This is a genomic window from Flavobacterium sp. HNIBRBA15423 (assembly GCF_052655965.1).
The window spans coordinates 1,792,551-1,806,747 of sequence record NZ_CP199751.1 but is presented as its reverse complement, the minus strand read 5'-3'; the positions used below and the strand labels follow the sequence as shown (position 1 = coordinate 1,806,747).

Here is a 14,197-nt window from a genome sequence, read left to right as displayed (position 1 = left end):
ATTTAGTTAGTGTATGAAAGGGAGGTTGTTTAGTTGTTGGTTCTAGTGGTTAGTGGATTCCTGAATAAAGTGGACTGTTCTTAAATTAGTTTTTATTCTTAAAAATGGTGACATTTGGTTTACTACATTAAGAATTGTTTTCTATGCAATGAATTAAAATTATGTTGTTAAGATAGGAGTTGTTTCTATGGAGCTTTTAAGTTTGTAGATTTGAGTATATAGATTGTGTTTCTGTAAAATGAAATAAAAAAGGGTTATTAGTAATATACTAATAACCCTTTTTTTAGCTTATAACTTCTTATTTTTTAATAATTTTTTGTATTAATCGGTCATTATCCATTGATGTTAGTTCAAGTATGTATACACCCGTTTGTAATTTACTAAGGTCTATATTAACTTCTTTTTGCAAAGGATTTTCTGAATATACTTTAGTACCCAAAATATCATATATGACAACCGATTTCACGATGTTATTTCCAGAGTTAACAGTTACTAATCCATTTGTTGGGTTTGGATAGACTTGGACTGTTTCTGTCATAAAATCTCCATTAGATAATAAGGCAACAAATTCTGTATTAAAAGTATTGGTAACAATTGCTGGATTATAATCAAAATAAATAGAAGCAGTATTTGGAATTATATCACCAACAGCATATCCTGGAAGAGGTTTAATTTTGAAAGTAATATATCCTTTACCTATAGTGCTATTAGTTTGAGAAATAGGCAATAAAATACCATCAAATTTCCAAGTTATCTCTCTTTCTATTCGATCCATTTCATATAAATGACTTGCACTAATCATTTCTAAAGTGCTTGGATCAAGTTGGTTATTCAACACGTTTTGAATGCGAATATTAATGGCTTCTGCATTTCCGGTATTTTCAAAACGAATGGTGTATACCAAGTAATCTTCGGCTGTAAAACTAGAATAAAGAATTTCAGGACCATGAGATTCTGTTATATCATTAGGATCATAACCATTTACAACCAATTCAGTTAAAGTAAAGTCATTATTATTTGGTGTTATATCATTGCTTATTGGAGAGATGCTAGCTGAACTATTTAAATAATCACCACCATTAACAGTAGGAACAGTTGGTACAAGCATTTCAACATCAATTGTTCTCCATTCAAAAGGCAATAAATTAGTATAGTTATAGGTAAATCCATTAGCAGTAGCGGTAGTGATAGGAGTAGTAGTAGTTATACTTACTGCACTAGGTTTTGTGTAGGTAATTGTTCCCGAACTAACTGTTTGACTGCTTAAATTAGCATAAATTACTTTATTGGTATAATTAAATCCAGGTCTTGGTTGATTGGTTGGTATGACCACCACACTTACATCTTCATAGTTTTGACTTGAAGTAACAGGGAAATAGTAAGTTGTTAATCCAGAACTAGGATTTAAAGCGGAATAGGAAGAAGTAGTTACGTTATAATATGTAACAAAATCAGGCAGTACATTAAAACTGGCATCATAAGTATTGGAAACATTTGCATCATAAATGTTAAAAACACCATTTGGGTTAGATATATTATGTACAATTCCACTATTGTTTTTTTCATAGATTAAATTGCCCAAAGGAAAATTAATCTCACCTGTATCTTTCATACCATTAGCATTACTATCTAAAAAAGAAACAAAACTAATACCAGCACAATCTATTGCTCCAGTTGAACTAGGTAATAAATCTATAGAAATTAAACCTTGATTGTTTGAAAAATTAGTAACCATTAATAAATAATATTCACCCACTTGAGCATTAGAAATAATAGGATATTCTATAGCAGAAGCGGAATAACTACAAGCAACAATATTGGTATCACCATATTGTGAACAACCTATAGACTCATCTGTAAAAGGACCGTATATTATATAATCAACATCATGATTATTATAATCAGGTGCATTGTTCCCTTGTTTTATTACAAAGTTCAATGTACCAGATTGACTAACTGGAAAATGAAACCAAGTAGGGTTTGGTGTAGAACCTAAACAACCTGTTGATCCTTGCGAACCCATATTAACAGTGCTAGCAAAAGGAGTTCCTAAAGAACTACATAAGGAATTTGCATTAGCACAACTAGAAGCTGCGTTACAATTTCCTTGAAAGATTATGTTTCGTTGATAAATTTTATCGCAATCATTAGCAACTGTTTCTCTAATGAAAATACTACTATTTAAGGTGCTAGCATTAAGAACATAATTAGTTGGATTACTGATACTATTTATTTCGCTTTGAGCGTTTGCCAAAGTAGTATAATAAGTTAATGGATTAGTAGTGGCAATAAGCGCTTGTGAAGTAGTTAAATCATAACTAATGGAACCATCATTATCATCATCACAATTTACATACTGGCTTAAATTTGGCATTTGTATGTATGTTGATGGAAGAAGCGAAAAAGCATTAATTTGAAAATCTGAAGGATCTGAATTATTTATAATTTTTGAAAACAAACTTGTATTTTGATTTACACAATAGGGACTTGAAAGAGTATTCATATTATCTAAAGCATCATTTTGTGTTAAATAATAGCTAATGGTGTAATCAGAAGGAGAATTAGAGCCTAATATAACAGCATCATTTGAAGTTAAATCAAAGCAAACTGTGGAGTTATCGCTACACTGTTGTAAGTTTAAAGGTTGATCAAAATTACAATTGGTAAAATATGAAATAGAATGAGAGGCAGAGGAACCACCATTCCCAGCTCCACAGTCTTTATTAACTGTAATATTGGTAATATTAGTATTACAAGGTAATCCAGTAACGACATAAGGACTAGATTGAACAGGAATAGTATAGGCTAAAACCCCATCATAAAAGATACCAATAGACCAACTCACTGCATTTCCCACAGTATCTGTCCAGCTAACCGTCATAGAATTATTAACCATATTAGTTACTGTAATATCAGTAGCTGCACCGCATTGTGCTTTTAATTGTATAGAAGCTAGTATGATTAAAAAAGAGAATACTAATTTTTTTTTCATTTTTATATTTTTTTAATGCTGTTACAACAAATATAGTAATTAAAGTTAATTTACTTGTTAAAAAAATAGTTAGTTAGGCTATAGTTAAAATCAAGTCGTTACATTTTTTTAGGAACTACTGAATAACAATCTCGTTTTCTTCTTTTACTATAAATTCAGCCATTCCTTTGTATATTTTGACCGTACCTGTAATACAAACGGTTTTATCTTTTAAGTATTCATGAGGTTTATAGCTAAAATTAACCAAATCTTTTTCAAAAATAACCACAACAAAAGTTTGGTTGGGATGAGGTTTACCAAAATTAAGCATAGTAGTGTTTGACTTTGTAATGAAAGTACTTTGCACTTTAATATACTTTTCAATTACTAATAATTCCTATTATATACGTTATAAAGACGCTATATATACGCTATAAACATTACTTTGACTCGTTCTAAAATAGCTATATGACCCGTCCTTGACAATATAAAAACAGCTTTTATTATTAGAAATATCTATTAAATAACAAAAACCTTGTTAAGGCTTTATTTTACTGGATTTTTAAAAGTGAGTACGTATTGTGAGTATAAAAAGCTTAGTTTAAATTTGCAGAACTAATAAAAACATACAAAAATACAAAGAACATTTACCAACTAATACTCCAGTAAAGGAAATTAAACCTAAAAAGCAATAGTTTTGAAACACACAGAAATAAAAAAATATACAATCAATATCTGAAGAATAGAATATCTGAAAATTATATTCTAAGAGGAGATATGTTATACTTAAAATCAAATGATAATTTATTAAAAGGGTTTGTTTTTGGACGCTCTGGTTATGAAATAAAAGGATTTTATTTACATGTATTCGTTCAACCTTTATATCTTTTAGATGAAAATATAAATTTAACTTTTGGATATAAAATTAAATATGATTCAAAAGATTTTTGGGAAATAGATGATAAAAAAGATAACACTAAACTATTTATAGAATTAGAAAAAGCAATAAATAAAAATAGTAATGATTTTTTAAAAATATTTGACTCTCCAGAATCTTTTTATAAATATTATCAAAATAAGTGTGTTAATTTAAGAATGGTAGAAGCTGTTGTTCTATCAGCCTGCTATTCATTATCTGAAGAGCGTTTTAGTTTAATTGATAAATATATATCAATATTAGAAAAGGAAGATTTAAGTATTAATTGGCGAAAAACATTATTAGAACAAGCAAGATTATTGAAACTAAACATCACTGATGAAAAAAAAATTAAAAAAGATATTACTTGAATGGCAAGAAGAAACGATAAGAAATTTAAAGATATAGCTTATTACTTTTACTGAAATAACTATTTAAGAATAATAGAATATAAAGATTTAAAGAAAACATAATTTGATGGATAAGATAAATATTATTAAAGAGAGTGTTTTTTAAACAAGTAAATTTATATTTAAAAAGACATGGTGGCAGTGTTTCAATAACTAAAACAAAAGGGTTTAATGGTAAAGCTACAAAACATGAAGACTACTATTTTAATAATAATAAGTTTATTAACTTTTTCTTGTATGGATAATAAAGATAGAAATATAGAATTAACAGATAAATTACTTGATACCAAATTTAAAAACGAGCATATTGATAACATTATCAAAATTAATGATATTGATAACTATAGTTTTTTTAATAAAAAACTATCTAGTGTTTTAAAACTATACTATGAAGAAAATAAAATACAAAAAATACAAATAAATTTAGATAAAAAAGATTATAATAGTGTTGTCAATGACCTGTCAATAAAGTATGGGAATCCTATTTTTTTTATGAGTGAAGAGCTTTTAAAGAATAAAATAGAAACAGATACAATGTCTTGGTCATCAGGTAAAGTTAATATAAATGATTATGAAAAAGAGAAATTGCATGAGTATGATATATTAATTTGGAAATCAAATGTTAGCTTTATAAGAATCAACAAACCTTTATCTTTTCCCAACTACAATAATTATATTTTAATAGATATAACACGTAATCTTTAAATATTAATTTTATATTATAATAAAACAACTTCCACAAAATTGTCATCCTAGATTAGGATAAACTAAATTGCTTACAATTAGTAATTTAATATGAGTATTGTGATAGTATTCTTTAGTTGATAGGCTCATTATATAGTTGTTTTCCCCAAAATTGAATATTTCTTTCTGGCAAGTTAGCATGGTTCATTAATTGATGAAGTTCTTCTTTAATTTCTTTAATTGCATTAGGGTCTGTTGTTCTTATTTGAGTTTCATAATTATGTTTGATTCCACTTGTTGTAAAGTTTAAGGAGCCTAAATAAGCTATTTGGTCGTCGATTAAATATATTTTACTATGAATAAACATGCTACTTAAATTAGTCTTGTCAGGAGAGATATACACTTTAAAAGGGAACAATTGAGAGTACCAATAAGAATAAATTGGTTTATTCTTAATCTTATTTTTATAGAATTTGATAATGAGAAATAGGATTACTATAGGAATGAGTACAAATGCAACCTTTATATCTCTTAGAAAATAGACCATTCCAATTAAGATTGCTAAAAGTCCAAAGTTAATGTAGAATAATATCTTAACACTGTCTTTCCATTTTTCCCGCTTTTCAATAGCTTCATTATTAATTTTTCTATTTTGTATAATTAGCTTATGAATATTTTTTTCATTACCTCTATAAAAGTCTTCAATATCATCTGTTGTAATTAATTCTACTTCTAAGTTTCGTTTACGAAAATCTATTAATTCAGAGATTAAGAAAGGAGAAAGATAAGGAGAAACAACTCTTATCGATTTTCTAGCATTACGAATATCAGCCAGTAGTTTTTTACCAGCATCTTTTCCAATATAAATATCACAATTTGCTCCCTTGTAAAACATTTAAATTGTATTTTTAACCGTTCATTGATACATTTTCTTGTTTAACGAGGCATTTCCACCTGTTTTTAATCAGAAAACGCGGTCAATATAATTCATTTTCCAAAAACACAAATATATTTCTCTTGCCAAATGTTAAAATTTTAACATTTATCAAAAATTTATTTCAAAAATAAAGTAGATAAAATTGCAATCCTTACGGGAAACCGTATTCTTAGACGATTAGTAATTAGTCGTTAGTACTTAGTTAATGATTTAGTTAGTGTATGAGAGTTGGTTAGTTTAGTGTAAGTTCTTGTAAGTTTAAAAATCTGGTAAATCAGCGTGCTAAAATTTAACCATAAAGTAAAAGAAATCAGTCATAATCTGTTTAATTTATTTTCTATGCAACGGATTAAAATCACGTTGCTACAATAGAATCGTTCCTACGGAACTTACAAGATTGAAGAGTAGAGTTGTGCGTTCGATTTATTTTGAACACAAATCATTTTCACACACTTGTTATACCCTAACTAAATTTGTGTGCTACTACATTAAAACGTATCTGCTTTTGCCTTTTTCCAAAAATACAAGAATTCTTCTGGAATGCTATTTACGTCTAATAAACTTCCTTTTTCTAGTTCAGGGTAGAGTTGGGCAAAAGTGGCTACTTTGTTACTGTCTAGTCGAGTAGTTACACAATCTCTTGTAACATCATCTGGATGAGCAATTCCTGCAGAAGCCATTAAATCGACTGCACTTTTAACCGTTTCCATTTGATAACGAGCCACACGAACGCTTTTTTGTTCGGGAACCAATCCTCTGGTTAGTTTAGGGTTTTGTGTCGCTATACCAGTTAGGCAAGTATTTGTATGACATTCCAAAGCTTGAATACAACCTAAGGCAAACATCATTCCTCTTGCCGAATTGCATAAATCGGCTCCAATAGAAAGGTTATGAATAATATCAAATCCAGAAATGACTTTGCCACTGGCTATAATTTTAATTTGGTCTTTAATACCGAAGCCGTTTAAACAATCATATACAAACGCAACTGCATCGCGTAATGGCATTCCCACATGGTCTGAATATTCGGGTGGAGCTGCACCTGTACCGCCTTCGCCACCATCTACAGTAATAAAGTCAATATAGGTTTCTGTACTAATCATTGCTTTGCAAATGGCTATAAATTCGGCTTTATTACCAATGCATATTTTCATACCAATAGGTTTCCCTCCTGATTTTTCACGTAGTAATCTCACAAAATCCATTAATTCTAAAGGAGTTTTAAAAGCTGAATGAGAAGGAGGAGAAATAATATCGTGACCTTTATCTACTAAGCGAATTGCTGCAATTTCATCGGTTACTTTTTCTTTTGGTAAAATACCACCGTGTCCTGGTTTTGCTCCTTGAGAGAACTTAATTTCTATCATCTTAACCACATCAAGAATAGCTCTTTTTTCAAATTCGTCTGCATTAAAAGTACCATCACTATTTCGGCAACTAAAATAACCTGTTCCTATATTCCAAACCACATCACCACCTTGCAAATGATAAGGGGAAAGACCACCTTCTCCTGTATTGTGATAGAAACCTCCTTCTTTAGCTCCGTTGTTTAAGGCTATAATGGCATTTTTACTCAAACTACCATAACTCATAGCACTAATATTAAACATACTGGCAAAATAAGGTTTTGTGCATTGTGAAGAGCCTATTTTTACTCTAGGATTATGATTTAATTCTTCAAAAGGAATGGCTTTAATACTATGATTAATCCACTCATATCCTTTAGAATAGGTATTTAATTGTGTTCCAAAAGGTTTAGCATCTGATTCTTTTTTACTTCTTGAATACACCATACTACGTTGCAAACGATTAAAAGGCTTTCCTTCGGTATCGGTTTCAATAAAATACTGACGCATTTCTGGTCCTATGTCTTCTAATAAATAACGCATTCTCCCTAGAAGCGGAAAATTACGTTTAATAGTATGCTTGGATTGGTACATATCATACAAACCCATTAAAATTAAAGGAATAAATATAGCTAGTAGTAAGCTAAATTTCCAATCGATATATATTAATATTGCTGTTATTGCTAAAATGGTAATGCTAATGACAAGGAAGGCTTTTCTCATTTAATTTGTAGTCTTTTGAAGTAAGGCTTCAAAATTAGTTTTTTTGATTGTCTTATGAAAATTTTACACCTATTTCATTTCTTAGAGGATTACAAGAAATTGTAATCATTAGTATTTAAAATGAAGTATAATGCCAGATAAAATTAAAAAAGTTTTGAATGATATTACAGGTCTAATTCAAGTGCTTTTTTATAGTTATAATTATTTTTATTCTCTAGGATTATAGCTTTCATTTCTAATGCTTTCTGTCTATTATTTAATTTTAAATAGAGTAGTAGTTTGTACCAATATCCTTTTGAATATTCTTCAAAATCGGTTAATTGGGTTAGCTTGTCAAAACTTACCAAGGCTCTTTCATTTTCATTTAATTGTTCGTAAGAAGCTCCTATATACAATAATGCATAAGGGTAAAATTCGTCATTAGTTTCAATAGTAGTAAGAGTGGTAATGGCTTTTTCATATTGCTTGTTCTTAAACAAAGCTTCTCCTTTTGTAAAAATAGCTTCCGTTTGACCTTTTGCAATAAAAGAAGGTAATTCTTCCCAGTTTACATTTTCATTGTAATAGTAATTTAAGGAAGGCTGCTTATTAAATATTAAAAAAGTGGTTAATAAAATAGCTATAGTTGCTGCAATGGAATAGATAAAATAAGATTTCTTTTTTTTCTTGAAAACTCTTTTACCAAGGTTTTGTTCTTTACCTGCTTTTCTTATTTTTTGTGATAAAGCTTGATATTCTTCTGTTTGCAGTTTTTCGTTTAAAAGTTGTAATTCTTTAGTATAAGCTTCGTTTTTTATTCCTTCTTTGGTAGGGAAATCATGAATAGTAAATAGTTGTTTTTGAATAAACACTTCTTCACGCAAGGCATCATCAGTAGCCATTCTCTTTTCAAAATCTAGTGTTTCAGCTTCTGTTAATGTTCCTTTAAGGTATTGGTCAATTATATCTAGTGTATCCATAAGTTATTGCGTTCCCCATTTAATTATTTTTTGAAACTCTCTATCTTCTTTTATCAGTTCCATTAATTTTGACCTGCATTTAAAAACACGTTGTCTTACTGTATTGACTGTGGCATAAGCATTAGCCAATGTAATTTCTTCATAGCTGAGACCATTAAAATAACTACTCAAAATATCTTTGCAGTTTTCAGATAAAAGATCGAACTTGGCTATGTAGAATTCAAAACATTGTTGTTCTAAAATAAAGGCACTTAAACTAGTTTCATTTTCTTCTAGTGTACTAACATCTGTTTTTATTACCTTGTTTTTTAAGCTTTTTTTCCAAATATTTTTACAAATAACAAAAATATAGGCCTCAAAAGATAGTATTACAGTTTTTCTTTCTTTTTGTGTGACTATAATATACATTAAAGCATCATGAAAGACATCGAGCGCATCATCTTCGTTTCCTTTATTGGATAAAATAAAAGTAAGTACTTTAGGGTATATTTTTGAGTATATTTCTTTTATAATTGCATCATCTCCGTGAATAAGTGCATTGATATATCGCTCAGTGTTTTCCATTTTTCTATTGGTCTAAGTAACTCTAATAAAGATATAATATATTCTATTTTTTATAAAAAGCAATATTAAACCTTTTATTTACTACTTTTTAAAGTGATTGTATAAAAAGAATTTATATGTTAACTTTAAAAAATGTTTACTATAATGGGAGCAAAAATACATAAATATTTTACATAGTAAATGCGGTATAAATAAATATGAAATGGCTATTATTTTGAGAATAATTCAAATATAGTGCTTCAGAAAATATTTTTTAAAAAAATAGAGGGTAATAAATAATAATAAACAACACTATATAGAAGAATTAAAAAAAATAAAAAATGAAAAATTTAAAAAAATCTAGCATCCTTTTTGTTCTGGCAGCTCTCTTTTTTTCATGTACAGAAGAAAACAATTTTGAAGAAGAAAACAATGTGAATACAACAGATTTAGTAAACACATTGAAAAGTATGAATAGAAGAATAAGCAGACATGATATGCCTGTTTATGCTCATGATAAACTTATTGTTCAATATGCACCAGGCACCTCTAATTCGGTAAAAAATGACTTGAGAGATAATTTTGGTGTGATAACCTATAAGCTATGTGAACAATGTAATGACGATAGTATTGAATTATGGATGTTTGGGAATGGAATAGATATTGAACCTAAAAAAACAGCTATTGAGCAAGGTAGTGGAGGTGGAGTAGAAGCCATTATAGATGTGGATTATGAATTCACTTTTGGAATAGATTTGAATAACCCTAATTTAGGTACAGGAACAGATTACACCTATGTGCCTTATATAAAACCTACAAATGAAGGTGTCACAATCGCGGTTCTTGATACGGGTATTGCACCTACAATTGGAGGAGATACAGATCCTGTTTTTACAATTCCATTTTTATATAATGCTTCTAGTGATGGTAATCCTTCTATTAATTCTGGTTGGGATTTTGTAAATCATGATAACAATTGTTTTGATGATTATAATGGAAGACATGGTACAGTGGTATCATCTATTATAACAAAAATTTTAAATGAAAGTGTCCCTGCTGTACCTCATCAAATAATGCCTTTAAAAGTATGTAATGAATATGGAAAAGCAAGTTATTTTAATTTTTTATGTGCTACGAGCTTTGGTTTGCAACATGCTGACATCTTACAAATGAGTTTAGGCTGGTATGATGATGGTTTTGGGGATTTTATAAATACCATTTTGTCTAGTTTGATTGAACAAAATCCTGATGTATTAATTATTACTTCTGCAGGAAATTTAGAAAATAACAATGACAATCTTCCTCATTATCCTTCTGGGTACACTCATGATAATATAGTTGCTGTAGCTGCTGCTAATAAATTAGCTTCTAATATTTATTTTGGAACCTCTAATATTGCTTGGTTTTCAAACTATGGTGTTGAAAGTGTTGATTTTTTTGCTAAAGGAGAGAATATTCCTTTTTTAGGTTATGCTATGAACGGTACTTCTTTTGCGGCACCAGTAGTTACTGCGGTGGTTGCTAGAAGTAAAAACGAGCATCCTGGTTTTAGTGCTGGAGAATTAAAATATCAGTTAATACTTTCAGGAATTGACTGTCCTGCAAGTTTTGATGTTACCAAAAAAGTGAAATATAATAAAATTATTATCCCTTAAACTAATAATTACATTTAATTACATTGGTAAAAGAACAAGTAAAATTGATTAGATAAATTAAAAAAGCAGTATTGGTTTTGCTTGTTTTTTTATACATTGCATGGTAAAAATAGAATCATGCTATCTGTTGCCATAAAATATCTTTACTTTATTCTTTTTGTATGTTCTTGTAGTTTGTTTGCCCAAAGTAAATTAACACAAGAAATAGAAGTTTTACTAATAGAAAGTAAAGAAAAAGAAGTAACGAATGAAGTACTGCTTCAACAATTACTCACTTTACTCGCTAAACAAGATAAAACTTCGACAACTGCTGAGATGGGTAATCTTTATGCGACAATAGGAAAGCAATATTATAAGAATGCTAACAATGCCAAAGCAATTGTATATCTAAAGAAAGCCATTCAGATCCAAAAAAAGTATAAAAAAGAGGCTTTAGAAGTACTTAATAAAACAAGAAATAACCTAGCTTGGATTTATTCGTATGAAGGTTTAGATAAGGAACGTTACCAAGTTTTACAAGAAATAATTAATGATGGAGGTATAGATAAATATACCTTTAATGCAGGTATTGATAGTGCTGTTATTGAAGCCAATAAAGGCGATTTTTATGCAGGATTAAGCAGATTGAATGTTTTATTAACAAAACGCAATGAAATAGATCAAGAAATACAATTGCGAGCAGCTATTATAGGCATTTATGGTAAAATGTATGAAAGTGTTTTTACACCAAGAAAGCAATCGGATTTGCAAATTATTAAGAAACACCAACAAATAATTGAAAAAAAAATTGATGCAACGAATTTAGATAGAGCAACTTTATATACCGCTTATAATAATTTAGCCATTGTATATGACGCATTTGGAGATATTGAAACGGCTTTGCAATTGTATCAAAAGGTAAAAGTTTATTATACTCTTCAAGAGGAAACCTCAAAACGATTGACAGTCTTGAATAACATTGGTTTTTTATATGCAAAACAAGGAAAGTACATTCAGGCAACAAATTGTTATAAAGAAGTTATAGCTTTATCAGACGATGTCGCTCAAATAGCTACAGCTTATGATAATATGGGGTATTTTTTAAATAGTGCTACTGCTCAAAAAAAGATTCCTTATTTTCAAAAGGCTATACAAATCCTTTTGGAGAATAAAGAAAATACATTTACAATTCCTTCTTTAGAAACTATAAGAAATTCAGGTTATCAACAAGATGTTTTTATTTATTTGGTGGATTTGGCTTATCATTATGTGGAAGCTTATAAAGAAACAAAAGCGAAAAAGTATTTATTACAAGCTAAAGAAGTTTTATACCGCATTGACGAACTAGTTTCTCTTATGCGTTATGAAAGTAACACCGAACAATCTAAACTCTTTTGGATAGAAAAAGGAGTGAATACTTATATGCTTGCTGTAGAAGTATGCTATTTTCTAAATCTACCTAATGAAGCGTTTTATTTTATGGAGAAAAATAAGGCTTTATTATTACAAGAAAATATAAAAACATTCCAAGCTAAACTTGCATTTGAAGTACCAAAACAATTAAGAGAAAGGGAATATAAACTGCATTATGAAGTATTGGCTCTAGAAAAACAATTCCAACAAAATTCAAATGCTGTACAAATAAAGCAAAACTATGCTGCCAAGAATAAGGAATTTAACATTTTTATGGATTCCATGCAGCAAAAGTATCCTAAATATGTACAATTAAAAAAAGGAATTGAGACCATTTCATTAGACAAAGTTATCACAACAAATGTCTCTACAAAATCATGTTTTATAACCTATATTCTTAATGAAAAGGAAGGGTATGGTATTTTTTGCTCAGAAAAAGAAAAAATATTTTTTAAAATTGCTAATGTGCCTACTTTTCAAAATAATCTTATTGTTTTAAAAAACTACATGAAACAGCCTATTTTGAATAAAAATGAAATAATTCACTTTAAAGAGATAGGATACACTGTTTTTAATTCGCTTTTTCCTTTTAAAGAAGCTATATCTAAAGTAACAAATAAAAGAATAATCATTGTGCCAGATGACACTTTGCTAAACTTGCCTTTTGAGGCTTTACCCATTATAAATACAGTTTCTCTTTCCGAAAGTTATTTGGTAAACAAAACAGCAATATCCTATTTGCAATCTTTCTCTGTTTTCGAAAAAATAAAACAAAAAAGAAACCAGCCTAAGGAAAAACTCTTAGCTATGGCTCCTTATCAATTTGATGATGAAAAGTTACAAGAATTAGTGCGTTCTCAAGAAGCAATGCAGGATTTAGACGATTATCAATCTGCTACCATTCTTATTGGTAAAGAAGCTACAAAAGAAAGCTTTTATAAATACAGCAGCAATTATGAAATTATTCACTTAAATACCCATGCAGGAGTTGACAAATTAACAGAAACGCCATGGATTTCTTTTCAAAAAGACAAAGTAACTTTGGACGAACTCTATGGTATTGATAGTCAAGCTGAGTTGGTTATTTTAGATGCTTGTAAAACTAATGATGGCATGTTTGCTTCGGGAGAAGGTATAATTAGTTTATCAAGAGGTTTTTTTTACAATGGTTCAAAGAGTGTATTGGCTTCTTTATGGAATGTTAATGAAAAAGCAGGTAACGAAATAATAAAAACATTCTATAGCGAATTAGAGCAAGGAAAATCAAAATCGAGAGCTTTACAATTGGCAAAGATTAATTATTTAAAAGAGCACCAATTTTCCGAAGTATTGCCTTACTATTGGGCCTCATTTACAATCACAGGAAGTACTGATTCTATTATAATTTCAAAAAGTAATTCCTTCCTATACACGGCTCTTCTATTAATTGGCATCATAGCCATTCTAAGTTTTTTATGGTATAAACGAAAGACTATATTTTAAGAAAAAAGACTTTTCTTAATTCTTCTATTTAACCCAACAAGTGTTTTTGTTGGGTTTTTATTTTTCTTTATTTTTTTGGGTAATGAAATTTGATACTATACACTTTTATATAAATCAACTAAAGGTGTAACCCGAAAAACCTATAAATAGAGTAGGGATTTCATTTAAAATTAATAATT

At 29.0% G+C, this 14,197-nt stretch carries 10 protein-coding genes; 4 read left to right on the top strand and 6 right to left on the bottom strand.

The window, feature by feature from the left end; all coding sequences use genetic code 11:
• Positions 1-298: 298 nt before the first annotated feature.
• Together ACULEV_RS08120 and ACULEV_RS08115 are read right to left on the bottom strand one after the other, a co-directional pair.
• Positions 299-2,992, bottom strand: coding sequence for a T9SS type A sorting domain-containing protein (locus tag ACULEV_RS08120; protein ID WP_445458170.1), 2,694 nt, complete (start codon positions 2,990-2,992; stop codon positions 299-301).
• 115 nt (positions 2,993-3,107) lie between these two features.
• Positions 3,108-3,338 carry a hypothetical protein gene (locus tag ACULEV_RS08115; RefSeq protein WP_445458169.1) on the bottom strand — a complete coding sequence of 77 codons (231 nt, stop codon included), beginning with the start codon at positions 3,336-3,338 and terminating at the stop codon, positions 3,108-3,110.
• Positions 3,339-3,748: 410 nt separating this feature from the next.
• Between ACULEV_RS08115 and ACULEV_RS08110 the strand changes: the two genes are divergently transcribed.
• Both ACULEV_RS08110 and ACULEV_RS08105 read left to right on the top strand, forming a co-directional pair.
• On the top strand, positions 3,749-4,258 hold the full coding sequence (locus ACULEV_RS08110; protein ID WP_445458168.1) for a hypothetical protein: 510 nt from the start codon (positions 3,749-3,751) through the stop codon (positions 4,256-4,258).
• A 276-nt stretch (positions 4,259-4,534) separates the two neighbouring features.
• Positions 4,535-5,002 (top strand): hypothetical protein, encoded by a 468-nt coding sequence (locus ACULEV_RS08105; RefSeq protein WP_445458167.1) that lies wholly within the window; start codon positions 4,535-4,537, stop codon positions 5,000-5,002.
• A gap of 112 nt (positions 5,003-5,114) precedes the next feature.
• Here ACULEV_RS08105 and ACULEV_RS08100 read toward each other — a convergent pair whose 3' ends face one another.
• The 4 genes from ACULEV_RS08100 to ACULEV_RS08085 all read right to left on the bottom strand — a co-directional run bounded on the left by ACULEV_RS08100 (position 5,115) and on the right by ACULEV_RS08085 (position 9,510).
• Complete coding sequence (locus ACULEV_RS08100; RefSeq protein ID WP_445458166.1) at positions 5,115-5,876, bottom strand: phospholipase D-like domain-containing protein; 762 nt, start codon at positions 5,874-5,876, stop codon at positions 5,115-5,117.
• A 530-nt stretch (positions 5,877-6,406) separates the two neighbouring features.
• The gene (locus ACULEV_RS08095; protein ID WP_445458165.1) at positions 6,407-7,987 is read right to left on the bottom strand and encodes an FMN-binding glutamate synthase family protein; all 1,581 of its coding nucleotides are present in this window, start codon (positions 7,985-7,987) and stop codon (positions 6,407-6,409) included.
• 164 nt (positions 7,988-8,151) lie between these two features.
• Positions 8,152-8,946: a hypothetical protein gene (locus ACULEV_RS08090; protein ID WP_445458164.1), complete on the bottom strand. Its 795-nt coding sequence runs from the start codon at positions 8,944-8,946 to the stop codon at positions 8,152-8,154.
• A gap of 3 nt (positions 8,947-8,949) precedes the next feature.
• Positions 8,950-9,510 (bottom strand): RNA polymerase sigma factor, encoded by a 561-nt coding sequence (locus ACULEV_RS08085; protein ID WP_445458163.1) that lies wholly within the window; start codon positions 9,508-9,510, stop codon positions 8,950-8,952.
• A gap of 320 nt (positions 9,511-9,830) precedes the next feature.
• On the opposite strand from ACULEV_RS08085, the gene ACULEV_RS08080 reads away from it, so the two are divergent.
• Complete coding sequence (locus ACULEV_RS08080) at positions 9,831-11,144, top strand: S8 family peptidase (RefSeq protein WP_445458162.1); 1,314 nt, start codon at positions 9,831-9,833, stop codon at positions 11,142-11,144.
• A 117-nt stretch (positions 11,145-11,261) separates the two neighbouring features.
• Positions 11,262-14,018, top strand: a complete 2,757-nt coding sequence (locus ACULEV_RS08075; protein WP_445458161.1) for a CHAT domain-containing protein — start codon at positions 11,262-11,264, stop codon at positions 14,016-14,018.
• Positions 14,019-14,197: the final 179 nt, after the last annotated feature.